Raw genomic sequence first — 25,179 nt, 5'->3', positions numbered from 1 at the left:
ACTGTTCGAGGTCGATGGCTGAACGGAGGGGCGACCGTGCTGAGGTCCGGGCTCTAACGCCCTGGGATGAGCCGGTGTCCCCTCCGTCTCCGCCCTGACCGCTCTACCACGGGCGGTCAAACCAGAGTTACAAGGATGAGGGGAGGGGTTGGGATCTCCGTTGCTCAGAACCGTCTTCCGTCGGAAATCGTGGGTCCGAATAAGCGGTTAAGCGTAATCCACCCCCACAAAGGTCAGCCCGGAGGCCGGCGCCAGCGGTCCGCACCGGCGCTTCTCGCCCGAGGCCAGGATGTCGGCCACGTCGTCGGCCGAAAGCCGTCTGCAGCCGGCGAGCATCAGCGTGCCGACCATGGCCCGCACCTGATGGTGCAGGAACGAGCGCGCGCAGGTCGTCACCACGATCTCCTCGTGCAAAGCCATGGTCGTACGCGCCACGTCGAGCCGTTCCAGGGTCCGCATCGGGCTGTTCGCCTGGCACTCGGCGGCGCGAAACGCCGAAAAATCGTGATGGCCAATGAGGCGCTGGGCGGCGCGATGCATCGCGTCCGGGTCGAGCGGCCAGGGCACGTGCCAGACATGGGCGCGGGTGAGCGCGGCCGGGCTGCGGCGGTTAAGGATGCGGTAGCGGTAGTGTCGGCGGATCGCCGAATGGCGCGCGTCGAAGCGCGTCGGGACGATCTCGGCGGACAGCACGGCGACCGGAAGCGGCCGCAGATGGGCATTGACGGCGTCCCGCACCGTGTCGGTCCGCCAGTCCTTGGCGAGGTCGAGATGGGCGACTTGGTGGATGGCGTGGACCCCGGCATCGGTCCGGCCGGCACAGGTGAGCCGGGCATCCTCGCCGGAGAAGCGCGTCACCGCCGCCTCGATCGCCCCCTGCACCGTGGGTTCGTCGGCCTGGCGCTGCCAGCCGCAGAACGGGCCGCCGTCGTACTCGATGACGAGCTTGTAACGGGGCATCAGCCGAGGCTTGCGCCGGGCGCGATGCGCGCGCCGCGCACGAACTCGGCACCGCTGGCGCTGCCGCCCTTGCCGGCCCGGCGCAGTTCCAGCAGCCGGGCCGCGCCCGTGCCGCAGGCGACCAGCCCGTTCGCGTCGAGCAGAATCCCCGGCGCGCCCGCGCCCTCGCCGGCCGCAGCCCGGAGGACCTTGACCCGCTCCGGTCCCTTGCCGAGATCGACCTCGAAGAATGCGCCCGGGAACGGCGACAGGCCGTTGATGTGGTTCGCCACCGCATCGGCCGGACGCGACCAGTCGATCCGCGCCTCGTCGTTGCCGATCTTGTGCGCGTAGACGACGCCCTCGGTGGCTTGCGGCGTGAAGGCCAAGTCGTCGCGGCCGAGGCGTTCGAGGGCCTGGGACATCAGCGCGGCCCCCACCGGCATCAGAGCGTCGTGCAACGCGCCTGCGGTCATGCCGGGCGCGATCGAGACGCGCGCCTCCAGGGCCACCGGCCCGGTATCGAGGCCCGCCTCCATGCGCATCACGCCGACGCCGCTCTCGGCATCGCCGGCCATCACGGCGCGCTGAATCGGAGCGGCGCCGCGCCAGCGCGGCAGCAGCGAGCCATGCAGGTTGAGGCAACCGTGCTTGGGCTTATCCAGGATCGCCTGCGGCAGCAGCATGCCGTAGGCGACCACCACGGCGATGTCGGCCGCGTGCCCGGCGAAGGTCGCGGCGGCCTCCGGGGTGCGCAGGCTCGTCGGGGTCAGGACCGGGATTCCGAGCGTGTCGGCCTGGGCGTGGACCGGCGAGGGCCGCAGGCTCATGCCACGGCCGGCCTTGGCCGGAGCGCGCGTGTAGACGGCAACGATGTCGTGGCCGTCCTGCGCGATCCGGGCGAGCGTCGGCACCGCGAAATCCGGCGTGCCCATGAAGACGACGCGCATGGCGATCACGCCGCGTCGCGCTTGGCCGCCTTGGTGAAGCGCTTGATCACCCGGTCGCGCTTCAGCTTCGAGATGTGATCGATGAACAGCACGCCGTTCAGGTGGTCGATCTCGTGCTGGATGCAGGTCGCCAGCAGGCCGTCCGCCTCGATCTCCTGATCGTTGCCGTCGAGATCGCGGAACTTCACCCGGACTCGATCCGGCCGCTCGACCTCGGCGTAATATTCCGGGATCGACAGGCAGCCCTCGTCGTAGACCCGCTTCTCGTCCGAGGCCCAGACGATCTCCGGATCGATGAAGACCCGCGCATCGCGCACGCCCTCTTCCTTCGAGGTGTCGATGGTCACGACCCGCTTGGCGACGCCGACCTGGATCGCCGCCAGCCCGACGCCGGGCGCGTCGTACATCGTCTCGAACATGTCGGCCACGAGGGTGCGGATCTCGGGCGTGATCGGCCCGACCGGATCGGAGATGCGGCGCAGGACGGCGTCGGGGAGGATGACGAGCGGACGAATGGTCATGGCGGAAACCGGCAAGGGGAGCGCCACAGACGCGGACTCCGGGGATTTCCGAGGCAATATGGCGTGGGTCGAGGCCGGTCAAATACCGTTCGCGCTCCGGATGACGGGCGCGCTCAGAAGGCGGTGCGGCTGCGGATCGCCGCGGTGAGCGTCCCCTCGTCCAAATAATCCAGCTCGCCGCCGACCGGGACACCGTGGGCGAGGCGCGTCACCTTGCGGTCGAGGTGCCGGATCGATTCGGTGAGGTAATGGGCGGTGGTCTGGCCGTCGACGGTGGCGTTCAGCGCCAGGATGATTTCCTTCACCGCGGGATCGGCCGCGCGCTCCACCAGGCTGGCGAGGTTCAGGTGCTCGGGCCGGACGCCGTCCAGGGCCGACAGCACGCCGCCGAGCACATGGTAGCGCGCCTTGACGGCCCCGGACCGTTCCAGGGCCCAAAGGTCCGATACGTCCTCCACCACCACGAGGGTCGAGGGGTCGCGCTCGGCATCGCGGCAGATCGTGCACGGCTCGGACGTATCGACATTGCCGCAACTGGTGCACACCACGATGCGCTCGGCCGCGACCCGCATGGCGTCGGCCAGCGGCGCGAGCAGCGTCTCGCGCTTCTTGATGAGCTGGAGCGCGGCCCGCCGCGCCGAGCGCGGTCCCAGGCCCGGCATCCGGGACAGAAGCTGGATCAAGCGCTCGATCTCGGGGCCTGCGACGGCTTGGGGCATCATGCCTCTTGGGCGGGGGCGAGGATCTATGGGACGTTCGGTAGGGCATAGCGGGCGGCGGCCGCTGCGCAAGGGCGCATCTGCGCCCACCGTCGATATGGGTATTTCCGGCTCGCTTTGCGGCCGCCGGAATTAAGAATACCCGGATCCGACTGGTTACAGCACGGGCTTGCTGCGCTCATCACTGTGGTCAAACCCGCGCGACCGCGTTGCAGGCCCCCGGCAAGACCCAGTAAGACGGCAACGCTTGGCCGCCTATCCAGTATGGGCGGTGCAGGCGACCGGGGAACGGTGATCCAGCGTGCGGCGGTCCTGTACGACCGCACGGACGTCCCCCGGCCAATCCCGGATGCCGCTGGCGTCCGGTCATGTCGCGTCGACGGCACGAACAGGGGCCCCGGGAGATACGCTTTTGACCAACATCGGTGATCACAACGCGGCCCACGATGCCGACGCCGCCAGCTTCCGCGCCCTGAAGGCCGTCCACTGGAATTTCGAGGCACCGCGCCTCTACGAGGAGGCCCTCGCCCGCAAGGAGGGCCAACTCGCCTGCGGCGGCGCCTTCGTGGCAACCACCGGCAGCCATACCGGACGCTCGCCCAAGGACAAGTTCGTGGTGCGCGACGCCACCACCGAGAACGAGGTCTGGTGGGACAACAACGGCGCGATCACGCCCGAGCAGTTCGCGACCCTGCACCAGGACTTCCTGAAGCACGCCGAGGGCAAGGAGCTGTTCGCCCAGGACCTCTACGGCGGTGCCGACCCGGCCCACCGGGTGAAGGCCCGGGTGTTCACCGAGTTCGCCTGGCACTCGCTGTTCATCCGCAACCTGCTGATCCGGCCGGACCGCTCCGAGCTCGCCGCCTACGTACCGGACCTGACGATCATCGACCTGCCGAGCTTCCAGGCGGATCCCGCCCGGCACGGCTGCCGGTCCAAAACCGTGATCGCCATCGACTTTTCCAAGAAGCTCGTGCTGATCGGCGGCTCGGCTTACGCGGGCGAGATGAAGAAGTCGGTCTTCACCTACCTGAACTACATCCTGCCCGGCCAGAACGTGATGCCGATGCATTGCTCGGCCAACGCGGCGCTCGACGCCGAGGGCGGCTCGGCGATTTTCTTTGGCCTGTCGGGCACCGGCAAGACCACCCTGTCGAACGATAGCTCGCGCCAGCTGCTGGGCGATGACGAGCACGGCTGGTCGGACGAAGGCATCTTCAACTTCGAGGGCGGCTGCTACGCCAAGACGATCCGCCTCTCGCGCAACGCCGAGCCGGAGATCTACGCCACCACCGAGCGGTTCGGCACGGTGATGGAGAACGTGGTGATCGACCCGGTCACCCGCGTGCCGGATTTCGACGACGCCTCGCTCACCGAGAACACCCGCTGCGCCTACCCGCTCGACTTCATCGCCAATGCCAGCGCCACCGGCCGGGCCGGGCATCCGAAGAACATCGTGATGCTCACCTGCGACGCCTTCGGGGTGATGCCGCCGATCGCCAAGCTCACCGGCGCCGAGGCGATGTACCACTTCCTCTCGGGCTACACCGCCAAGGTGGCCGGCACCGAGCGCGGCCTGACCGGGCCGGAGGCGACGTTCTCGACCTGCTTCGGCGCGCCCTTCATGCCTCGGCACCCGAGCGTCTACGGCAACCTGCTCCGCGACCTGATCGCCGCGCACGACGTCGATTGCTGGCTGGTCAACACCGGCTGGACCGGCGGCGGCGTCGGCACCGGCCAGCGCATGCCGATCCGCGTGACCCGCCGCCTGCTCGCCGGCGCGCTCGACGGGTCGCTGGCCCAGGCCGAGTTCCGCCGCGACCCGTATTTCGGCTTCGCGGTGCCGGTCTCGGTCCCGGGCGTCGAGGCGGACATCCTCACCCCGGTCAAGACCTGGGGCAACAAGGGCGCCTTCGTCGAGACGGCGGCCCGGCTGGTGAAGATGTTCGAAGACAACTTCAAGCGCTTCGAGGCCCATGTCGACTCCGACGTGCGCGCCGCCGGACCGACCGCGCAGGCGATCGCCGCGTAAAAGCGAAACAGGGGCGGCGGCCTGAACGGCTGCCGCCCGCTCACCCGAGTCCGGCAAGCAGTTTCGCGAGCAGCGCATTCAACGTGCGCTGCTCGTCGTCCGTCAGGGCCGCCAGGATGCCGCGCTCGGTCTCGACATGGGCCGGCAGCATGGCGTCGATCAGCGTCTTGCCCGAGTCGGTCAGCGCAACGAGGGTCCCACGCCGGTCGGTCGGGTGCTTCTGCCGCGCGATCAGGCCGGCCTTTTCCAGGCGGTCGATCCGCGCGGTCATCCCGCCCGACGAGATCATCGCCGCATCGCACAGCGCCGTCGGGGTCAGCGCGTAGGGCGCGCCCGACCGCCGCAAGGTCGCGAGCACGTCGAATTCACCCTGCTGGAGACCGAAGCCCGCGAAGGCCGGATTGAGCCGGTCGCGGAGGATGACCTGTGCCAACTCGGTCAGCCGACCCAGAACCTCCATCGGAAACGGATCGAGATCGGGCCGCTCGCGGCGCCATTGCGCGACGGCGCGGGCCGCACGGTCCTCGAATGGCGTCATCTCACGCTCCTCGATATCTTGACGTAAAGATACTTTGCGTCGAGATTTTAGGTACCGAGGGTCCGGCAGGCAATCGCTCCGACCCGTTTGCCGGACGTGGAGAAACGCCATGGGTGCGACAGCCCCGACAATCACGCCTGCGGTCGCGCCGACGGCTTACGGTCTGCTGCTGTCAACCGGGTTCCTGCTGGGGCTGACCACCGTCATGGCCGGCCTCGCCAGCGGTCTGGGCTGGCATCCGATCAGCTTCCTGTTCTGGTCCGCGTTGGGCGGCGGGCTGGTCCTGGCGACCTTCGCGGGCTTGGCGGGCGAGAGGCTGAAGCCGTCCGCGACCCTCCTCCGCTACGGGCTGCAGGCCGGGCTGCTGAGCTTTGCCTTGCCCAACATCCTGTCTTTCGCGGCGATTCCGCATGTCGGGGCCGGCTTCGTCGCGCTCTGCCTCGCCTTCCCGCCGCTCCTGACCTACGGCCTGGCGCTGATTCTCGGGATGGATCGGGTCTCGGTCCAAGGCGTGGTCGGCATGGGTCTCGGGCTCGGCGGCGCGGTGCTGTTCGCGGCCTCGCGACTCACCGGGGCGGAGGGTGGAGGGCTCTGGGCCGGGCTCGCGCTCGCGGCGCCGGTCAGCGTGGCCGCCGGCAACATCTATCGCACGGTCGCGTGGCCCGCTGATACGTCGCCGCGCCTGCTGGCGCCGGTGATGGTGCTGACCGCCGCCGTGCTCATCGGCGCCTACGCCATCCTGGCCGCCGTGCCGCTCTTCGCGGTGCCTGCGACCTGGACCTTAGCGCTGCTGCCGGTTCAGGCCGCGACCATCGCCGCCACCTACGGCCTGTTTTTCGTTCTTCAGAGGGTGAGCGGGCCGGTCGGGCTCAGCCAGATCGGCTGGATCGGCGCGATCACTGGAAAGGCCCTGGCGGTGGCGTTGCTGGGCGAGAGCTTCCCGCTAATCCTCGCTCTGGCGATTCCACTCATCCTGGCCGGGATCGTCTTGGTCAGCCGACGACCGCGTTGACGAAGACGCAGCACGTGATTGCTAGACCCGCTTTTCCAATCCTCGCCCTCATCCTGAGGCGCCCGCGCCAGCGGGCCTCGAAGGAGCCCTCCAGGGATCACCGAGCCATCTTGAGGGCTCCTTCGAGGCCGAGCGATCTTCGATCGCCCGGCACCTCAGGATGAGGGAAGAGATTCGGAGATCCGTGGCTCCGCACCCGTATCCCGGGGCCCCTAGAACGGCAGCTTCATGCCGGGCGGCAGGGGCAGACCCTTGGTCAGCTCGGCCATGCGCTCCTGCATGGTCGCCTCGGCTTTGCCGCGGGCGTCGTTGCAGGCGGCCACAATCAGGTCCTCAAGGATCTCGCGCTCGTCGGCGACCATCAGGGACGGGTCGATCGTGACGCCCTTCATCTGGCCCTTGGCGCTCATGGTCACCCGCACGGAGCCGCCCCCGGAGGCGCCGGTCACCTCGATCTCGTCGAGCTCCGCCTGCAGGGATCCCATCTTCTCCTGCATGGCCTGAGCCTGCTTCATGATGCCCATCAGGTCGCGCATGCAGTCCTCTCGTCGCGTATCGATGCGTTTACGTGGGTATGACAGGGCCCGCCCGCCATGTGCGGCCGGACGGGCGCGCCTCAGAAGTCGTCGTCGGGGGCTTCATCGGCCGGTACCGGGTCACCGTCCCCCGTAATCGCCTGATCGGGCGTCGGCAGCGGCGCGGTCTCGCGCACATCCACGATCTCGGCGCCGGGGAAGCGCGTCAGGACCTCGCGCACGAACGGGTCGGCCGCCGCATTCTCGCGGCGGGTCTCGGTGGCGGCCTTCACGGTGGCGTCGAGGGTCGGTGCGCCCTCTTCCTTCGAGACCGAGACGACCCAGCGCTGGCCGGTCCAGCGCAGGATCGCGGCGGCGATGTCGGTAGCGAGCGTCGCCCGGCCGCCGGGTGCCAATCGGAACTCGATCCGCCCCTCCTCGAAGCGCACGAGGTGGACGTCGCGCTCCAGCGCGGTCTTCAGAAGGATGTCGCGGTTGGCGTCGGCCAGCGCCACCACGTCCTCGTAACGGGTGAGGCGCGGCGCGGGCGGGGCGGCGGGACGCTCCGCCGGGGCCGCCATTGCGATCGGGGCCGGCGCCGAGGCCGGCATCGCCACGGGGGTGGCGACCGGCATCGGCCTCGGTGCGGTGGCGACGGCGGTCTGGCCGCCGCCGCGCAGGTCGGGGATCGGCGGCAGGGGCGGGCGGGCGGATGGAGGCGCTGCCTCCTCGGGCAGCGCCGCCGCGGCTTCGGCCTTCAGCTGGCGCAGGGCCTCGTCGGGGGTCGGCAGGTCGGCCGCGTAGGCGAGGCGCACGATCGCCATCTCGGCCGCCGCCAAGGGGCGCGGGGCGGCCTGGACCTCGGGGATCGCCTTCAGCAGGATCTGCCAAGCCCGCGACAGGGCGCGGATCGAGAGTTTTTCCGCGAACTGGCCGCCGCGGACCCGCTCGGTCTCGCTCAGCGTCGGGTCGGACGCGGTCTCCGGCACGAGCTTGAGCCGAGTGACGAGATGCGTGAACGCGGCAAGATCGGACAGCACCACCGACGGGTCGGCGCCGGAATCGTATTGCGCCCGCAGCTCCGCGAAGGCCGCCGGCACGGCACCGCGCATCACCGCCTCGAACAGGTCGAGGATCCGAGCCCGGTCGGCGAGCCCGAGCATGTCGCGCACGCTCTGGGCCGTGACCGCGCCGGCGCCGTGCGCGATGGCCTGGTCGAGCAGCGAGAGCGCGTCGCGCACCGAGCCCTCGGCGGCGCGCACAATGGCGCCCAACGCCTCGTCCTCGGCCTCGACTTTTTCCGCCGCGCAGACCTTGGCGAGATGCGCGTGCAGGATCGGCGCCTCGACCCGGCGCAGGTCGAAACGCTGGCAGCGCGACAGGATCGTCACCGGAACCTTGCGGATCTCCGTGGTGGCGAACACGAACTTGGCGTGGGGGGGCGGCTCCTCGAGCGTCTTCAGGAAGGCGTTGAACGCCTTCTCGGAGAGCATGTGGACCTCGTCCACGATGTAGACCTTGTAGCGCGCCGAGACGGGCCCATAGCGGATGCCGTCGATGATCGCGCGCACGTCGTCGATGCCGGTATGCGAGGCGGCATCCATCTCCAACACATCCATGTGCCGGGATTCCATGATCGCCGCGCAGTGCAGGCCGAGCTCCGGCATCGACACGGTCGGGCCGGTATCGGGCACGCCGGCGCGGGCGTAGTTGAGGCCGCGAGCCAGGATGCGGGCGGTGGTGGTCTTGCCGACCCCGCGCACGCCGGTCAGCATCCAGGCCTGCGGGATGCGGTTGGCCGCGAACCCGTTGGCCAGGGTCCGGACCATCGCGTCCTGGCCGATCAGGTCGCCGAAATTGGTGGGGCGGTATTTCCGCGCGAGCACCCGATAGGGCGTCGCCGCGCTGGCGGGGCTTGCGAACCCGGGCAGGCCCGGCTCGTCGTCAGGCGTGCCGGTCGAAGCGTCCATGCCGTGTCGGGTCGGGCTTCCGAGCGCCAGGAAATGAGGTGGGAGGCTGGACGAAGACCCGCTCGGTCTCGTTAGGGCTGCTTCCTTCCGGACCTGACCCGGTTGGCGAGTGAAACGTCCCTCGCCAACCCCCCGCCGGCTATATGGCCGGGCTCTTGACCGAACGCAAGCGCCGGCTACTCGGCCTTGCGCTTCACCACAGCCAGGGTCTTCGGATCGAGCTTCAGGTCGAACTGCTTGCCGTTGGAATCCACCGCGTCGTCGACCTCGATCATCCCGTCATCCAGCTCGATCTCCTTCCACGTGGTGAAGCCCTCCTGACGGAGCACGGCCTCGACCTTGGCCTGCTGGTCCGGCGGAAGCTTTTCATCGGCCCGGGCCGTGGCCGTGATGCCGGCGGCGAGGGTCAGGGCGAGCAGGGGGATGGCGAGGCGCATGGCGGTCTCCGGTTTTTATCGCGTGCCGGCTTTGAACAGGAAGACCGCGCCTGGGTTCCGCGCGAACCGCGATCCTCTTGAGCCCGCTTCGATTTTCCAGCACAGCTAAGGTTGCCCGTCGCGCCGCTTCGGCTCCGGGGCCCAGGACTGCCGACCTATGGTCACACGCGTCGCCACCGTGGCGTTCGAGGGGATCGAGGCCCGGTCCGTCGACGTGCAGGTCCAGATCATCCCGGGCAACGTCGTGTTCAACGTGGTCGGCCTGCCCGACAAGGCGGTGGCGGAATCGCGCGAGCGGGTACGGGGCGCCCTGATCGCCTCCGGGCTGGCGCTGCCGGCCAAACGCATCACCGTCAACCTCGCCCCGGCCGACCTGCCGAAGGAGGGCTCGCATTACGATCTGCCGATCGCACTCGGCGTCATGGCGGCGATCGGGGCGATCCCGGCCGACGCGCTCTCCGGCTATTGCGTGCTCGGCGAGCTGGCGCTGGACGGCAGCATCACGGCGGTGAACGGCGTGCTGCCGGCCGCCATCGCGGCGGGAGCCCGCGGCCTCGGGCTGATCTGCCCGGCATCCACCGGGTCCGAGGCGGCCTGGGCCGGGGGCGACCTCGACGTGCTCGCCCCGCGCTCGCTGATCCAGCTGGCCAACCACTTCAAAGGCAGCCAGGTCATGGCCCGGCCCGAACCCTCGGTGGCCGGTCTGGCGGGTCCGCTGCCGGACCTGTCCGACATCAAGGGCCAGGAGGGCGCCAAGCGCGCCCTGGAGATCGCGGCGGCCGGCGGGCACAACCTGCTGATGAACGGGCCGCCCGGCTCCGGGAAGTCGATGCTCGCCGCCCGGCTGCCGTCGATCCTGCCGCCGCTCACGCCCCGGGAGCTGCTCGACATCTCGATGATCCAGTCGGTGGCCGGCGAGCTGAAGGACGGGGCGCTCTCGAACCGCCGGCCGTTCCGGCAGCCGCACCATTCCGCCTCGATGGCGGCGCTGGTCGGCGGCGGCCTCGGGGCGCGACCCGGGGAGGTGTCGCTCGCCCATGGCGGGGTGCTGTTCCTCGACGAGCTGCCCGAATTCACCCCGCAGGTGCTCGACAGCCTGCGCCAGCCGATGGAGACCGGGGAGGTGATGATCGCCCGGGCGAACCACCGGGTGACCTATCCGGCCCGCTTCCAGCTCGTGGCGGCCATGAACCCGTGCCGCTGCGGCCAGGGGCTGGAGCCGGGCTATGCCTGCCGGCGGGGCCCGAACGCGCGCTGCATGGCGCAGTATCAGGCGCGGATCTCCGGGCCGATGCTCGACCGGATCGACCTGCGCATCGAGGTGCCGGCGGTCACGGCCGCTGACCTGATCCTGCCGCCGCCGGCCGAGGGCTCCCGCGAGGCCGCCGCCCGGGTCGCCGCCGCCCGCACGCTCCAGACGACGCGCTACGCCGCCCGCGCCCTGCCGGCCGCCACCACCAACGCCACCTGCCCGGCGAATCTGATCGAGGAGGTGGCGAGCCCCGACGCCGAGGGCACGGCCCTGATCCGGCAGGCGGCCGAGAGCATGCGGCTCTCGGCCCGCGGCTTCCACCGGACCCTGCGCGTGGCGCGCACGCTCGCCGATCTCGACGGAGAAGCGCAGGTGCGCCGGCTGCACTTGGCCGAGGCTCTGTCCTATCGGGGTCGGGGCGACGCGTCGGCGGCGGCCGCGTGAGCGCGGAGCTGACGATCACGATCGGCCAGACCAGCGCGGCCGGCCGCAAGGAGGCCAATCAGGATTTCCACGGCGCCCTGGTGCCGTCGCCGCCGGCGCTGGGTCTGAAAGGTATCGCGGTGGCGCTGGCCGACGGGATCAGCAGCAGCGCGGTGGGCGCCCTGGCGAGCGAGACGGCGGTCAAGAGCTTCCTCAGCGACTACTACGCCACCCCCGACACGTGGTCGGTGAAGTCCTCGGCGCAGCGGGTGATCGCGGCGACGAATTCCTGGCTCTACGCCCAGACGCGGCGCGGCCTCGATCCGCACGATGCCGACAAGGGCTACGTCACCACCTTCAGCGCGCTGATACTGAAGGCGCGCACCGCGCATCTCTTCCATGTCGGCGATGCCCGGATCTGGCGGGTGGCCGGCCGGTCGCTGGAACAGCTCACAGAGGATCACCGGGTCGTGGTCTCGGCCGCGGAATCCTATCTCGGCCGCGCCTTGGGGGCGGGCGGGCATGTCGAGATCGACTACCACACGGTGAGCTTCGAGGCCGGCGACGTCTTCGTGCTGACCACCGACGGCCTCCACGAGCATCTCCGCCCGCGGGACGTGGCGGCCATGATCGCGGCGGCCGGGGACGATCTCGATTCTGCCGCACGGGCGATCGTGGAGGCCGCGCATGAGGCCGGCAGCCCGGACAACCTGACCGTCCAGATCGTGCGGATCGATTCCGTGCCCAACGGCGAGCCGGCCGATCTGCTCGGGGGTGTCGCGGGGCTCGACCCGGCGCCGCTGCTCGATCCACCGGCCGAGTTCGACGGCTATCGGCTGCTGCGGACCCTGCATTCCGGGCCACGCAGCCGGGTCTACCTGGCGGTCGATGCGGAGACGGGGGACCAGGTTGCGCTGAAGGTTCTGTCGCTCGACCTGCGCGACGACCCGGCCCAGCGCAAGCGCTTCGCCCTGGAGGAGTGGATCGCCCGGCGGATCGACAGCCCGCACGTGCTCAAGGCCCATCCGCAGACCCGCCGACGCAGCCACCTCTACACGGTCATGCGCTACGTCGAGGGCCAGACCCTGACCCAATGGATGCGCGACCACGCGGCCCCCGAACTGGAGGCGGTGCGCCGGTTGATCGAGCAGCTCGCCAAGGGCGTGCAGGCCTTCCACCGCCGGGAGATGGTCCACCAGGACCTGCGGCCCGACAACGTCCTGATCGACAAAGCCGGGACCGTCCAGGTTATCGATTTCGGCGCCACCAAGGTGGCCGGCGTGGTCGAGGGCGATCCCCGGATCGACGCCGCCGAGATTCTGGGGACGGTGCAGTACACGGCCCCCGAATGCTTTCTGGGCGAACCCTCGACCGCGTCCTCCGACATCTTCTCGGTGGGCGTGATCGCCTACCAGATGCTCACCGGCCGGCTGCCCTACGGCGATCGGGTGCCCCGGGCGTTGACCCGGGCCGCCCAGCGCAAGCTCCGCTACGCCTCGGCGCGGGGCGTCCGGCCGCTGCTGCCGGCCTGGGTCGACGGGGCGCTGCGCAAGGCGGTGCATCCCGATCCGGCCCGGCGCTACCAGGCGCTCTCGGAATTCGTCCACGACCTCCGGTACCCCAACCCGGCCTTCACGGAGACGCGCCGGGCCTCACTGCTGGAGCGGGACCCGCTGCTGTTCTGGCGGCTGCTGTCGCTGGTGCTGGGGCTCATCGCGCTGGCGTTGGCCGGCATCCTGATCGCCCACCCGCCCCGGTGACGTGTAAGAGCCTGTTTGACCGGCCTTTCCCATTCTCGCCCTCATCCTGAGGTGGCGTAGCGAAGCGGAGCCCTCGAAGGAGCCCTCCAGCCTGCCGCGCGATCCCTGGAGGGCTCCTTCGAGGCTGCTGCGCAGCACCTCAGGATGAGGGAACGATTGGGATACACGTTAGTCAGAACCGTCACGCGACTGCGATCACGCAGTCAAACAGGCTCTAAGGTTCAGCCGTCGAGCTCCGGATACCGGCGAAAGATCCCGTCCTCGTTGAACGGGATACGCCGGTCGCTCGCGAGATAGGCGGCGATGCGCGGGCGCTGCGCTATCGCCTCGTGCAGCCGCGCGACCTGGGGCGTGTCGCGCAGGGCCGCTGCAGACGCCTTCGGGAAGGCGTAGCGCAGGCCGGCGACGAGCTGGAACAGGGACAGGTCGGCATAGGACAGCCTTGAGCCGACCATGTGTTCGCCGCGGTTGGCCGCGAGCACGCGCTCGAAATACCCAAAAAATTTGGGGATGCGCTCCTCGCGAAAACCCTGGGCTCGGCGCAACGCCTCCGGCTTCTGATCGGCGTAATACAGGTTGACGCCGAGGGGATGGTGGGTGTCGTGCGCCTCGTTCACCGCATCCGCGATGGTGAGCTGGAGCTGGTGCGTCCAGATCCGGTCCGTCTCGAACTCGCCGACGAGGCCGAGGCGCGGCCCAAGGTAGAGCAGGATGGCAGCGGTCTGGCCGATCACGACGGCGCCGTCGCGCAGGAACGGCGGCGCGAAGGGCGGGCGTGGGTTCTGTGGATCGGCGAGGCGGTCGAGCATCGGCTCGATGCCACCGTCTTCATCGTCCCGACGCGCCACGTCGACATAGTCGGCGCCGGATTCTTCGAGGGCGAGGCGGACGAACTCGCCGCGCCCCTGGATCATCGGCCAGTAGTGAAGCTCGTAGGGCATCGCATCTCCTGGGCCGAGACGGCTCACCCCAGCGGGCGGTTCCCGCTCAGTTGGCCGGAGATTCGCTGTCCAAAACCTTCTCGGGCGGCGGCTCGGCGCTGGCGACGGCCTTGTGGGCCAGCATCGGCTGGAGCCGCTCGGCGAGCTGCTGGTCGAGATGCTTGACGTAGGCGCCCTTGAAGTAGCGCTCGCCGGTCCGCGCGCCGTAGATCCGGTCATGGGCCTGGATCATCGCGGCGACTTCCGGGCGGCACAGGAAGCCGGTGATGCCCACCGCCTCGTACCAGTGGCCAGCCCGCGCCTCGGCCGTCGCCTTCGGGTTCGCCAGCACGGTGTCGGCGAAGCATTCCGTCGCCGCCTGCCGCAACGGAGCCAGGGCCTTCTCGGCCTCCGCCTGGTTCACGGCCGGAGCGGCCGGGTGACGGTGGGGACGGGCCTGCGCCGTCGAGGCGAGCGCGAGGACGGCGAAGGTGGCGAGGATCGTGGACTTCATGCGGGCGGCCTCGTCGGGTGTCCGAACGGCGTTCAGCATTCCCTCATGAATGCGTCGGGATCGGGGCTGAGGGGCCGCTGCATCCGCCCGATCTCGGGCAAGATGCGGACCATTTCGCGACCGTGACCGCGCTGCCTCAGCCGCGCCGCTCGGCTTTCCAGCGGCCGCGGCATTCGAGGGCGCCGGAGGCGACCCAGGTGCCGGTCCCGAACCCGTCCGGGCCGAGGCGGCCGGCGACGTTGGCGGTGGCGATGCCGCTGGCGATCGAGCCGCGCACCACGCCGTTGCGGGTGACGCTGCCCTGCACCACGAAGGCGGTCCCGATGAACCGGGCCTGCCCGTGCTCGATCCGCACCGGATAGCGGTAGGCCCGGTCGCAAGTGCCGGATTCGGTGAGGATCTCGACGCTCCAGGTGCCGTCGAACCGGTCCGGTATCGGGACGCCCCGCGGAACGGCCTCCGCGGGGATCGTGCATCCGAGGATCAGGGCGGTGCCGGTCAGGCACCCGAAGCGGTTTCGGCTCATGGCAGGGGACGAGGCAGGCGCGTTTCGATGTGGCTTACGGGGCCGCCGGCGGGCGCATGGCGGCGCGCAGCGTTTCGTTGAGCAGGACCACCAGATCGCAGCCGACATGCAGGAAGGCGTGCACGCCCGCCGCCTTCAGCGGGTCGAGCAGATCCCTCGGTTTGCCGGCAAGGTAGATCGTGCCGGCCCCCGCCTGCTTCAGCGCCTCCGCGGCCGCCACGGCCTGCTCGGCGTAGATCGCGTCCGTGGAGCACATGCAGACGAGCGCGGCGCCGGACTCCCGGAACGCCGCCGCGAGGGCTGCCGGGTCCGTGAAGCCGTCGTTCGACATGGCCTCGATGCCGCCCGCCGCGAAGGCGTTGGCCGCGAAGGTCGCCCGGGCGTTGAAGGCCGAGACCGAGCCGAGATTGGCGAGGAACACGGCCGGCCGGCGGCCAGTCTTGGCGAGGTAGGCATCGGAGGCGTCGCGCAACGCCTCGAAGGGCTCCGCCAGACGGATCGAGGGCAGCGCATCGCAGGCGACCGCCGAGCCGGAGCCGAAATTCGAGCTGGGTCCGGCCGTGACCGGCTTCACATCGAGGACCGTGACCGGCTTCTCGGCGAGGTTCGGGAATTCGCTCGCGCCGGTCAGCGGCTCGCGGCGGGTCGCCACGGCCTTGGCCCGGGCCTCGCGGGTCAGCTCGATGCGCCGCTGCAGCTTGCCGACGCTGAGCGAGGCGACGATGCCGCCCTCGGCCTCGATCGCCTGGAACGCCGCCCAGGCCGCCTCGGCGAGCTGATCGGTCAGGGCCTCGAAGCCGCCCGCGCCGGCGGCCGGGTCGCTCACCCGGGCGAGGTGCGATTCCTCCAGCAGGACGATCTGGCTGTTGCGCGCCACCCGGCGGGCGAAGGCGTCGGGCAGGCCGAGGGCCAGGGTGTAGGGCAGCACCGTGACCGCATCGGCGCCGCCCATGCCGGCCGAGGCGGCGGCCATGCCGGTGCGCAGGATGTTCACGAACGGGTCGCGCCGGGTCATCATCCGCCACGCGGTCTCGGCGTGGAGGCGCAGGGGCTTCGGCTCCAGCGCGCAGGCCTGCTCGATCCGGGCCCAGAGCCGGCGCATGGCGCGGAACTTCGAGACCGTGACGAACTCGTCGGCATCCGCGGCGAGCAGCACCGAGATCCGGTCGCGGGCGGTGGCGAGATCGTGACCGGCCGCCTCCAGGGCGCGCAGGTAGGTGACCGCGGTGGCGAGCACGGCGGCGAGTTCGGCCGCCTCGCCGGCCCCGGCTTCGTGGTAGGGGCGTCCGTCGGCCGCGAAGGCCCGGCCGTTGAAGCCCGCCGCTTCAAGATCCGAGACGGCGGCAGCCAGCCGCGGGGCGATCTCGCTCCAGACCGCACCGAGGCTGCCGGTGGCGGCGAGCGTCCCGACCGGATCGATGCCGAGGTCGAGATCGTAGGAGGACAGGTCTTCGCCCCGGTGCGCCGCCAAGCCCTTGATTAAGCCGGCGACTTCGAGGCCGCGGGCGCCGGCGTCGAGGCGCAGGGCGATCAGCGGCAGCATCACGCCGTTCAGAACGGCGTCGAGATCTTCGACGGTCTGCGCGGTCAGGCCGTAGCCGCGGGCGGCGAAGGAGCCGGCAAACACCAGGGCCAGCGCGTCGGTGCCGCCTTCGAGGTCGGTCATCGCCTGGGCGTTGGCGGCGGCGATCTCCGGATGGTCGACCCGCTGGGAAACCCGCCAGGGTCCCGGCTCGCGGAAGGGTTGGACGGTCGGCTCGGCCCGGGGATAGAGCGGCTCGATCCGCAGGCCGTCACTCGTCCGGGAGACCAGCCGCTTCTCGAAATCGGCGCCCTTCAGGACGTTGTCCACGAGGCCGAGCCAGCGCGCCCGGTCGGCGGGCTCGAACAGGTCGGCGAGCTTTGTGTCTTCCATCGGAACGTCCCTGGGCGCGGCGTCTTGTGCACCGCTTTCAGGGACGTGCGTCGCATGCCGCTCGGCCGGAGGCAATCGCCCGACGGCCGAGGATTGTTATCCGAGGATGATCAGCCCGGCGAAGCCCAGCGCGCCGACGATGATCCGCCACCAGGCGAACAGCCGGAACCCGTGGCGGGACACGTAGTCGAGCAGAACCCGCACCACGAACAGCGCCGAGAAGAACGACACGACGAAGCCGATCACGATCAGGCCGACATCGTCGCGCGACAGGAATTTGTAGTTGTCGAACAGGTCCTTGGCGAAGGCGCCGGCCATGGTCGGCATCGCCAGGTAGAAGGAGAACTCGGTGGCGGAGCGCTTGTCGGCGCCCATCAGCATCGCGCCGACGATGGTGGCGCCCGAGCGCGACACGCCCGGGATCATGGCGAGGCACTGGAAGATGCCGATCTTCAGGTCCATCGGCAGGGTGAAGTCGTAGACGTCGGTCTTCTTCACCTCGAGGTCGGTGTCGTCGATGACGAGGAGCACCAGGCCGCCGGCCACCAGGGTCGCGCAGACGATCCACGGGTTGAACAGGTAGGCCTTGATCACCTTCGAGAAGAGACCGCCGATGATCGCGGCCGGGAGGAAGGCGACCAGGATTCCGATCACGAAGCGGCGAGCCTGCGGGTTGGTCGGCAGCGCGGTGGCGATGCCGATCAGCCGGCGGAAATACACCGCCAGGATCGCCAGGATCGCCCCGAGCTGGATCAGCACCTCGAAGGTGTTGTTGGGCGAGTGGAAGCCGATGAAGTGGCCGACCAGGAGCTGGTGACCAGTGGACGAGACCGGGATGAACTCGGTCGCGCCCTCCACGAGGGCGAGCAGGATCGCCTTGCCGATGCTTACCGGATCCATTGTCGAGCCTCGCGCCGCGGGCGCGCGACTGCCCGTCTTGGGTGCATCGCGCGCCATTGGGAAATTGCGCCCGGAGGCATCGCCCATCAGGGTTGACGGGCAGTTACCGGAACAGGCCGCGCGTGTTAAGGGCTCGGCAACGATCGAGCAATAACGCTCGCTTTGAAGTCCTGCGCGCCGAAGTCCTGCGCGCCTGGGCCGACGACCGGCGCGGGACTGGCCGCGCCGTCAGACCGAGCAGTCCTGACGGCCAATGGCGACCCTCTACCACTTCCCCTTCTGCGCGAATTCCCGGTTCATCCGTCTCGTGCTGGCCGAGATGGGCCTGGAACCGACGCTGTTTGAGGAGCGCCCCTGGGAGCGCCGCGACGATTTCCTGCTGATCAATCCGGCCGGGTCGACGCCCGTGCTGCTGGAGCAGACCGGCCTGGTGGTGCCGGGTGCGGGAGTCATCGCCGAATATCTCGACGAGACGCGTGGGCTCGGCCTGTCCGGGCGGCGGATGCTGCCGGACGATACGGTGGAGCGGGTCGAGGTCCGGCGGCTGCTCGACTGGTTCCTGATCAAGTTCGACTCGGAGGTGACCGGCTACCTGGTCAACGAGAAGATCTCGAAACGCTTCATGTCGGCCCACGAGGGCGGCGGCCCGCCCGACATGAACGCGATCCGGGCGGCGCGCACCAACGTGCGCTACCACCTCAAGTATATCGGCTACCTGATCGCCCGCCGTCGCTGGATCGCCGGCGACAACCTGACCTATGCCGATCTCGCGGCGGCCGCCCATCTCTCCTGCGCCGACTACCTGGGCGACGTTCCGTGGGACGAGGACGAGATGGCCCGCAACTGGTATGCTCGGGTCAAGTCGCGGCCCTCGTTCCGGGGGCTGCTGGCCGACCGGGTGGCGGGCATGCCGCCGGCGGCCCATTACGCGGATCTGGATTTCTGAGCCCGAGACGGACTTCTTTCGGCGCCGACCTGCGCCGCCTCGTCGAGGCGCGGGCGCAGCATCTCGGCTTCTGCGGGCTTCGGATCACCCGGCCCGACCGCCTGCCGGACCTGCCTGGCCGCCTGACGGCCTGGCTCGAAGAGGGCGCCCACGGCACGATGGACTGGATGGAGGAGCGTGCCGACCAGCGCGCCAACCCGGTCGGCCTGTGGCCCGGCCTGCGCAGCATCCTGGTGCTCGCCATGAGCTACCGCCCGGACGACGACCCCCTCGACCTCGTGACCCGGACGAATCGCGGCGCCGTTGCCGCCTACGCGCGGCGACGGGACTATCACGAAGTTTTGAAAGGCCGGCTGAAGGAGCTGGGCGGCTACCTGTCCGCCAAGGGTGACGTCCGGGTGAAGGTGTTTTGCGACACCGCGCCGGTGATGGAGAAGACGCTGGCCGAAGCTGCCGGGCTCGGCTGGCAGGGCAAGCACACGGTCCTGCTGTCGCGGGACCACGGCAACTGGCTTCTGCTCGGGGCGATCTACACCAGCGCGGAGTTCGAGCCCGATGAACCCGGACGCGGCCATTGCGGCTCATGCCGCGCCTGCCTCGACATCTGCCCGACCGACGCGTTCCCGGCGCCCTACCGCCTCGATGCGCGGCGCTGCATCTCGTACCTGACCATCGAGCATGCCGGGCCGATCGCGGAAGAGTTTCGGACGGCGATCGGCAACCGCGTGTTCGGCTGCGACGACTGCTTGGCGGTCTGCCCCTGGAACAAGTTCGCCCGCACCGCCGCCGATGCCCGGCTGGCCGCTCGCGCGGATCTCGAAGCGCCGGCGCTGGCCGATCTCGCCGGATTGGACGACGCGTCCTTCCGCAAACTCTTCGCCGGCACGCCGGTGAAGCGCACCGGCCGGGACCGATTCCTTCGCAATGTCATGATCGCGGTCGGCAATTCCGGCGATCCGCGACTCGCGGATTCAGCGATCGCGCGGCTGGACGATGATTCGCCGCTGATCCGCGGCATGGCGGTGTGGGCCTGCGGGCGGTTGCTGGAACCGGGCGCCGTGCGAGCACTGCATCGTCGGCACGCGCCGACCGAGACGGATTCGCATGTGCGCGACGAGTGGATCGCCGCCACCGCCTTGACGGAAACCCGGGCCGGAGAGACATCCCCGGCATGAACCTCTTCGTCTTCGGGCTCGGCTTCACCGGCCGCCGCTTCGCCGAGCGGGCGCGCGACCGCTTCCAGACCGTGCGCGCCACCGTCACCGATCCGGCGGCCGCCGCGCGGCTGACCGCAGAGACCGGCTTCGCCCTACGAGCCTTCGGGCCGGAGGCCGACGATCCTCGCATCGCGGCCGACCTCGCCGACACGGACGCTCTCTTGGTTTCGGCGCCGCCCTCCGAGCAGGGCGACCCGGTGCTCCGGCGCCACGCAGAGGCGATCGCAGCGAGCCCGATCGGCTGGATCGGGTATCTCTCGACCATCGGCGTCTACGGCGACCAGGGCGGCGCCTGGATCGACGAGACGACGCCGGCCGCGCCGCGCAGCGCCCGGTCGAAGGTCAGGGTCGAGGCCGAGGCGGCCTGGCTCGATCTCGGCGCCCGGACCGGGAAGGCCGTGCAGGTGTTCCGGCTGTCGGGCATCTACGGTCCCGGGCGCAACCCGATCGTGAAGCTGCGCGAGGGCCGGTCGCAGCGCATCGTCAAGGCGGGCCAAGTGTTCAACCGCATCCATGTCGACGACATCGCCACGACGCTGCTGGCCTCGCTCGACCGTCCGAGGCCGGGGGCGGTCTACAACGTCACCGACGACGAGCCGACGCCGCCGCAGACCGTGACCGAGCACGCCGCAGCCCTCGCCGGCCTGCCACTGCCGCCGGAGATCGACTTCGAGACCGCCGATCTGTCGCCAATGGCGCGCAGCTTCTACGGCGAGAACAAGCGCGTGCGGAACCGGCTGATCCGGGACGAGCTCGGCGTCACGCTGGCCTATCCGACCTATCGCGAGGGCTTGGCCGCGCTGAAGGACCAGGCCTGATCAGGCTTCGAGGTGCCGCGGCCGGATGAGACGGCGGAGCAGGCCGCCGCGCGGGCCGGCCAACATCGAGACGAGATAGAGCGCCCCGGCGGCGAGCACGATCGCCGGGCCGCTCGGCAGGTCCAGATGATAGGACAGGCTCAGGCCCGACACGCTGGCGATCACCGCGATCAGCATCGAGACCGGGATCAGACCGCCGAGATCGCGCGCCCAGAACCGGGCCGCCACCGCCGGCAGCAGCATCAGGCCGACCGCCAGCAAGGTCCCGAGCGCCTGGAAGCCGCCGACGAGGTTCACCACCACCAGCGCCAGGAAGGCGAGGTGCACCGGGCCACCGCTCCGGCTCACCGTGCGCAGGAACAGCGGATCAACGCATTCCATCACCAGCGGCCGGTAGATCACGGCGAGCACCACCAGCGTCAGCGTGCTGATGCCACCGAGCAGGATCAGGGCGGCATCGTCGAGCGCCAGCACCGAGCCGAACAGGAAGTGCATCAGGTCGATCTGCGAGCCGCGCAGGGACACCAGCAGCACGCCGCCGGCCAGCGAGATCAGGTAGAAGGCCGCGAGATTGGAATCCTCCCGCACCACTGTGGCCCGGGTGACGGCGCCGGCGAGCAAGGCCACGACCAGACCGGCGACCAGACCGCCCAAGGTCATGGCCGGCAGCGACAGGCCGGCGACCAGAAAGCCCGCCGCGGCGCCGGGCAGGATCGCGTGGCTCATCGCGTCGCTCATCAGGCTCATCCGGCGCAGGGTCAGGAACACCCCGACCGGCGGCGCCGAGACCGACAGCGCCAGGCAGCCCGCCAGCGCCCGGCGCATGAAGCCGAACTCCACGAACGGTGCGAGGATCGGCCCGAACGGATCGATCACGCGGCGTCCTCGTGGTGGTGGTGATGGCTGTCCGGGCCGTGGTCGTGCCCACCGGGCTTCGTGGGGCCGATACACACCGCGGCATCCTCGTCCCAGGCTTCGGAGAGATTGCGCGCGCGCGCCAGGTTCTCCGGTGTGAGCACCCGGGCGGTCGGCCCCCAGGCCACGGCCTCGCGGGCGAGCAGAAGCGTCGTCGGGAAATGCTCGCGCACCTGGGCGAGATCGTGCAGGGCAGCCACGACGGTGCGGCCCTGGCCGTGCCAGAGCCGGATCAACACCAGAAGGTCGTCCACGGTGCGGTTGTCGATGCCGGTGAACGGCTCATCGAGAAGCACCACCGGGCAATCCTGCAGGATCAGCCGGGCGAACAGGGCCCGCCGGAACTGGCCGCCCGAGAGGGTGCTGATCGGCCGGGCCTCGAACCCGCCGAGCCCGACCGCGTCGAGGGCCGCCCCGATCTCCGGCCGCCACCGCTCCAGGCTGCGCCAGGACCCGGCCTTGCGCCACAGGCCCATGCCGGCGAGGTCCATGACACTCAACGGGAAGCTGCGGTCGATCTCGTCGGCCTGGGGCATGTAGGCGAGGTCACCGGAGCGATCGATACGCCCCTCCAGGCAGCGGATCTCGCCGGCCATCCCCTTGAGCAGGGTCGACTTGCCGGCACCGTTCGGCCCGACCAGCGCCAGCAGGTCGCCGGCGCGCACGGTCCCCGACAAATGGTGGACCGCCGGATGCCGATCGTAGCCCAGGGTCAGGCCGACCAAGCGGATCGGATCCTGTGTCGCGGGCCGGATGCTCATGCCGCGAGCGCCCAGCCGATCACCAGCCAGACCACAGCCGAGAAGCTCGCGGCAAGGGCGAGGCGCGGGCCGATGCCGCTGCGGAACAGGGATCGCGGGGCCACGTGTCGTGAACTAGAGGTGGTGGACAAGATGGCCTCGTCGCGCGCTCGGGCCGGCGCGGGGACCCGTCGGGCACTGGCATGGTCCGGGGCCGCGGTGATACACTGTAACAAACCCGCCGGACAACCGGCGGTTTCCCGGTTGGAGCAATCATGCACCGTCACGAGAGTCACGACGCGTGCCACACAGGCGTCGGCGACATGCTCGCCCGGGCGGAGGCCGTCTGCCGCGAGCGCGGGCTGCAATTCACGCCCCTGCGCCGCGAGGTGATGGAGGCGGTGGCCGAGGCCGGCAAAGCGCAGGGCGCCTACGACATCGCCGAGACGCTCAGCGCGCCGGGCAAGCGGGTGGCGCCGGTCTCGGTCTACCGCGCCCTCGACTTCCTGATGCAACAGGGGCTGGTCCACCGGATCGCCAGCCGCAACGCGTTCATCCCCTGCGCCCACGGGCACGCCCCGGGGGAGGGGGTGGTGTTCCTGATCTGCCGCACCTGCGGCGGCGTCGACGAGGCCTCGTCGGGGGAGCTGGAGGACGGTCTCGACCGCACCCTGAAGCGGGCGGGCTTCACACCGGCCCACACCATCCTGGAGGTCGAGGGCGATTGCGGGGCCTGCCGGGAGCGCCAGCAAGCCGGCTGAAACCTCAGCGCGCGTTCTTGTAGGCCCGGCGCGAGACGATCGTCTGGATCATGATCTGCATGTCGAACCAGATCGACCAATTGTCGATGTAGTGCAGGTCGCAGGCGACGCGCCGCTCCATGTCGAGGTCGGTCAGGGTCTCGCCGCGATAGCCGTTGACCTGCGCCCAGCCGGTGATGCCGGGGCGCACGTTGTGCCGCCTCGCGTAGAGGGCGATCCGCCGCTCGAAGCTGCGGTCATGCGCGAGCGCGTGGGGCCGCGGACCGACCAGGGACATCTCGCCCTTGAGAACGTTCAGGAGCTGGGGCAGCTCGTCGAGATTGGTCCGCCGCAGGATCGCGCCGACCTGGGTGATGCGGCTGTCGTTGCGGGTCGCCTGCTTGAACACCGCGCTGGCGGCATCCGCCCGCATCGAGCGGAACTTGAACACGCCGAACGGCTGCTGGTTGAAGCCGTAGCGCTTCTGGCGGAAGAAGACTGGGCCCGGGCTGTCGAGCTTGATTGCCACGGCGATCGCCGCGAGCAGCGGCGACAGCGAGACGAGGGCGATCGCCGCCACCGTCAGGTCGAGGGCGCGCTTCAGCACGATCTCGGCGACGTTCAGCGGTCGGCGGCCGATATTGATGCCGGAGACGCCGCCGACCCGGGCGACCTGCATGTCGGGGAACCGGTCGAGCACGCTGCCCGGCCGCAGGTGCAGGGCGGACGGCACCCGGAGGAACGCGTCGATGCAGCGCTCGACCTCGGCGGTATCGGTCCACGGCACCAGCACGAAGACGTCGTCCGGCCGCAGGAACCGCACCACCGACACGGCGAGGTCGAGGTCTTCCTGGAGCTGGTCGTGGCGCGACACGGTGTCCGCGCCCGGATCGACCCGGCGCAGGTAGCTGGTTCCGACGATCCGGGAGCCGAGCTGGTCGGCCTCGTGGCTGGCATAGAACCGGGCGATGTCCTCCTCGTAGCCGACCAGGTGGACGCGGCTTGCGGAGGCCGATCCCGAAACGAGGCTCCGACGCACCAGGCGGGTCGCCGCGGCACGGGTCGCCAGCAAAGCGGGAAGGCCGAGCAGGAACGCGGTGATCGAGACGATGCGCGAGTAATCGTTGGTCGTCTTGGTGAGGAAGCCGACCACCAGCACAGCCGCCCAGGCGACCAGCCAGAGCGAGGCCATGCGCTGCACGTTCAGCTTCTGCGCCATGATGCCGTCGAGGCTGTAATCCTCCCGGAGCGCGTTCGTGGCGACGATGATGGCACCGAGCAGGGCGGCGAGCCGCAGGCTGCGGAAGCCGGTCACCCAGATGCTGTCGCCAGCGAAGACGACCTGATAGCCGAACTCGACCGTCAGGATGACGGCGAGGATCGCCGCGATGTCGGCCAGAGCCAGCGACGACGACAGGGCAATCCGCGCGAATGCCCGACCGCGACGCGGCAGAAGCGCAGACCACACGCTGCGGCGGCGATCGGCCGAGGTCGGCAAGGCCTGAAACGTCTCCGGAACCCGTTCGTGAAACATCTGGCCCGCCACGTCCCGGTTTGATCGGACTTTGTACCGGTCTGAAACACGAAAGATTTCAGCGCCGGCATCTGCCGATGACGGAGCAAGGGGTGAGCCGCGAAGTCCGATGATTCGGCCGCTTCGGAATGGCCGGTCATTTATGCGAACGTCCGGCTGCGGGCAATACATGGTAAATGCTGAGTCACCGAAATACAGACACATGCGATCCGGCTGGGTGCGGTGGCCCGTTACCAGTGGTTGCGTCGTAATGCTCGAACATTGCTGGACGGTTGAATTCCCTCGGAACTTGAAGCTTGGCCGATGCTGCGGCGGTCGCTCCGGGTCCTCATCCGGGAGGGTGGTTACCGGCCTTCGGAACACGATGAGGCCAGACCAGAATTCTGGCGCATCGGCGGCACGAGCCGCGCGCGCCGGTCGCCGCGT

General features: G+C 69.9%; 25 protein-coding genes and 1 other RNA gene. 8 read left to right on the top strand and 18 right to left on the bottom strand.

The features are described from left to right. Positions 1-207 precede the first annotated feature (207 nt). The 4 genes from truA to recR all read right to left on the bottom strand — a co-directional run bounded on the left by truA (position 208) and on the right by recR (position 3,129). The gene (truA, locus tag MKK67_RS17330; protein WP_243966427.1) at positions 208-960 is read right to left on the bottom strand and encodes a tRNA pseudouridine(38-40) synthase TruA; all 753 of its coding nucleotides are present in this window, start codon (positions 958-960) and stop codon (positions 208-210) included. Further along, on the bottom strand, positions 960-1,895 hold the full coding sequence (gene fmt, locus MKK67_RS17325; RefSeq protein ID WP_243966441.1) for a methionyl-tRNA formyltransferase: 936 nt from the start codon (positions 1,893-1,895) through the stop codon (positions 960-962). Before fmt ends, truA begins: the two co-directional genes overlap by 1 nt. Next, positions 1,895-2,410, bottom strand: a complete 516-nt coding sequence (gene def / locus MKK67_RS17320) for a peptide deformylase (RefSeq protein ID WP_243966426.1) — start codon at positions 2,408-2,410, stop codon at positions 1,895-1,897. Before def ends, fmt begins: the two co-directional genes overlap by 1 nt. Before the next feature lie 113 nt (positions 2,411-2,523). Then, entirely contained in the window at positions 2,524-3,129 is a 606-nt protein-coding gene (gene recR / locus MKK67_RS17315; protein WP_243966440.1) for a recombination mediator RecR, read from the bottom strand. Positions 3,130-3,541: 412 nt separating this feature from the next. On the opposite strand from recR, the gene MKK67_RS17310 reads away from it, so the two are divergent. Beyond that, complete coding sequence (locus MKK67_RS17310; protein WP_243966425.1) at positions 3,542-5,161, top strand: phosphoenolpyruvate carboxykinase; 1,620 nt, start codon at positions 3,542-3,544, stop codon at positions 5,159-5,161. A gap of 40 nt (positions 5,162-5,201) precedes the next feature. Here the strand turns inward: MKK67_RS17310 and MKK67_RS17305 are convergent, their stop codons facing one another. Then, entirely contained in the window at positions 5,202-5,699 is a 498-nt protein-coding gene (locus MKK67_RS17305; RefSeq protein ID WP_243966423.1) for a MarR family winged helix-turn-helix transcriptional regulator, read from the bottom strand. Positions 5,700-5,808: 109 nt separating this feature from the next. Between MKK67_RS17305 and MKK67_RS17300 the strand changes: the two genes are divergently transcribed. Further along, positions 5,809-6,711, top strand: a complete 903-nt coding sequence (locus MKK67_RS17300; protein ID WP_243966421.1) for a DMT family transporter — start codon at positions 5,809-5,811, stop codon at positions 6,709-6,711. 212 nt (positions 6,712-6,923) lie between these two features. Here the strand turns inward: MKK67_RS17300 and MKK67_RS17295 are convergent, their stop codons facing one another. The 4 genes from MKK67_RS17295 to MKK67_RS17280 form a co-directional block, all read right to left on the bottom strand. Beyond that, complete coding sequence (locus MKK67_RS17295) at positions 6,924-7,247, bottom strand: YbaB/EbfC family nucleoid-associated protein (protein WP_243944965.1); 324 nt, start codon at positions 7,245-7,247, stop codon at positions 6,924-6,926. Between the two features lie 80 nt (positions 7,248-7,327). Next, positions 7,328-9,196, bottom strand: a complete 1,869-nt coding sequence (locus tag MKK67_RS17290) for a DNA polymerase III subunit gamma/tau (RefSeq protein WP_243966420.1) — start codon at positions 9,194-9,196, stop codon at positions 7,328-7,330. Between the two features lie 36 nt (positions 9,197-9,232). Next, positions 9,233-9,331: signal recognition particle sRNA small type (gene ffs / locus MKK67_RS17285), an RNA gene on the bottom strand. A 41-nt stretch (positions 9,332-9,372) separates the two neighbouring features. Next, positions 9,373-9,633 carry a PepSY domain-containing protein gene (locus tag MKK67_RS17280; RefSeq protein WP_243966419.1) on the bottom strand — a complete coding sequence of 87 codons (261 nt, stop codon included), beginning with the start codon at positions 9,631-9,633 and terminating at the stop codon, positions 9,373-9,375. 157 nt (positions 9,634-9,790) lie between these two features. On the opposite strand from MKK67_RS17280, the gene MKK67_RS17275 reads away from it, so the two are divergent. Together MKK67_RS17275 and MKK67_RS17270 are read left to right on the top strand one after the other, a co-directional pair. Further along, positions 9,791-11,329 (top strand): YifB family Mg chelatase-like AAA ATPase, encoded by a 1,539-nt coding sequence (locus MKK67_RS17275; RefSeq protein ID WP_243966418.1) that lies wholly within the window; start codon positions 9,791-9,793, stop codon positions 11,327-11,329. After that, on the top strand, positions 11,326-13,068 hold the full coding sequence (locus tag MKK67_RS17270) for a bifunctional protein-serine/threonine kinase/phosphatase (RefSeq protein ID WP_243966417.1): 1,743 nt from the start codon (positions 11,326-11,328) through the stop codon (positions 13,066-13,068). The genes MKK67_RS17275 and MKK67_RS17270 overlap by 4 nt, the downstream gene beginning before the upstream one ends. Positions 13,069-13,289: 221 nt before the next feature. Here the strand turns inward: MKK67_RS17270 and MKK67_RS17265 are convergent, their stop codons facing one another. From MKK67_RS17265 to MKK67_RS17245, 5 genes are all read right to left on the bottom strand, one after another. Then, on the bottom strand, positions 13,290-14,009 hold the full coding sequence (locus MKK67_RS17265) for a glutathione S-transferase family protein (protein WP_243966416.1): 720 nt from the start codon (positions 14,007-14,009) through the stop codon (positions 13,290-13,292). A 46-nt stretch (positions 14,010-14,055) separates the two neighbouring features. After that, positions 14,056-14,502 (bottom strand): hypothetical protein, encoded by a 447-nt coding sequence (locus tag MKK67_RS17260; protein WP_243966415.1) that lies wholly within the window; start codon positions 14,500-14,502, stop codon positions 14,056-14,058. Between the two features lie 136 nt (positions 14,503-14,638). Next, entirely contained in the window at positions 14,639-15,028 is a 390-nt protein-coding gene (locus MKK67_RS17255) for a hypothetical protein (protein ID WP_243966414.1), read from the bottom strand. Positions 15,029-15,062: 34 nt separating this feature from the next. Beyond that, on the bottom strand, positions 15,063-16,943 hold the full coding sequence (locus tag MKK67_RS17250; RefSeq protein ID WP_243966413.1) for a methylmalonyl-CoA mutase family protein: 1,881 nt from the start codon (positions 16,941-16,943) through the stop codon (positions 15,063-15,065). A 96-nt stretch (positions 16,944-17,039) separates the two neighbouring features. Continuing rightward, the gene (locus tag MKK67_RS17245; protein ID WP_243966411.1) at positions 17,040-17,843 is read right to left on the bottom strand and encodes an undecaprenyl-diphosphate phosphatase; all 804 of its coding nucleotides are present in this window, start codon (positions 17,841-17,843) and stop codon (positions 17,040-17,042) included. Between the two features lie 253 nt (positions 17,844-18,096). On the opposite strand from MKK67_RS17245, the gene MKK67_RS17240 reads away from it, so the two are divergent. From MKK67_RS17240 to MKK67_RS17230, 3 genes are read left to right on the top strand one after another with little or no spacing between them, the layout of a single operon-like run. Next, positions 18,097-18,789 (top strand): glutathione S-transferase family protein, encoded by a 693-nt coding sequence (locus MKK67_RS17240; protein ID WP_243966410.1) that lies wholly within the window; start codon positions 18,097-18,099, stop codon positions 18,787-18,789. Positions 18,790-18,818: 29 nt separating this feature from the next. Next, entirely contained in the window at positions 18,819-19,964 is a 1,146-nt protein-coding gene (gene queG / locus MKK67_RS17235) for a tRNA epoxyqueuosine(34) reductase QueG (protein ID WP_279601684.1), read from the top strand. Beyond that, on the top strand, positions 19,961-20,824 hold the full coding sequence (locus MKK67_RS17230) for an SDR family oxidoreductase (protein ID WP_243966408.1): 864 nt from the start codon (positions 19,961-19,963) through the stop codon (positions 20,822-20,824). Before queG ends, MKK67_RS17230 begins: the two co-directional genes overlap by 4 nt. Here MKK67_RS17230 and MKK67_RS17225 read toward each other — a convergent pair whose 3' ends face one another. From MKK67_RS17225 to MKK67_RS32655, 3 genes are read right to left on the bottom strand one after another with little or no spacing between them, the layout of a single operon-like run. Next, positions 20,825-21,649 (bottom strand): metal ABC transporter permease, encoded by an 825-nt coding sequence (locus MKK67_RS17225; protein WP_243966438.1) that lies wholly within the window; start codon positions 21,647-21,649, stop codon positions 20,825-20,827. It abuts the gene before it with no gap. A gap of 47 nt (positions 21,650-21,696) precedes the next feature. Next, positions 21,697-22,500 carry a metal ABC transporter ATP-binding protein gene (locus MKK67_RS17220; protein WP_243966406.1) on the bottom strand — a complete coding sequence of 268 codons (804 nt, stop codon included), beginning with the start codon at positions 22,498-22,500 and terminating at the stop codon, positions 21,697-21,699. After that, the gene (locus MKK67_RS32655) at positions 22,497-22,631 is read right to left on the bottom strand and encodes a hypothetical protein (RefSeq protein WP_279601677.1); all 135 of its coding nucleotides are present in this window, start codon (positions 22,629-22,631) and stop codon (positions 22,497-22,499) included. The genes MKK67_RS17220 and MKK67_RS32655 overlap by 4 nt, the downstream gene beginning before the upstream one ends. 123 nt (positions 22,632-22,754) lie before the next feature. Here MKK67_RS32655 and MKK67_RS17215 point away from each other — a divergent pair, with 123 nt between their 5' ends. Next, entirely contained in the window at positions 22,755-23,240 is a 486-nt protein-coding gene (locus tag MKK67_RS17215) for a transcriptional repressor (RefSeq protein ID WP_243966405.1), read from the top strand. Between the two features lie 4 nt (positions 23,241-23,244). Here MKK67_RS17215 and MKK67_RS17210 read toward each other — a convergent pair whose 3' ends face one another. After that, complete coding sequence (locus MKK67_RS17210) at positions 23,245-24,753, bottom strand: undecaprenyl-phosphate glucose phosphotransferase (RefSeq protein ID WP_243966404.1); 1,509 nt, start codon at positions 24,751-24,753, stop codon at positions 23,245-23,247. Between the last annotated feature and the right edge of the window lie 426 nt (positions 24,754-25,179).

Origin of the sequence: Methylobacterium sp. J-072, from assembly GCF_022829425.1 — a bacterium.
In the GTDB taxonomy this organism is placed as follows: domain Bacteria; phylum Pseudomonadota; class Alphaproteobacteria; order Rhizobiales; family Beijerinckiaceae; genus Methylobacterium.
This window is presented reverse-complemented; position numbering and strand designations above follow the sequence as displayed.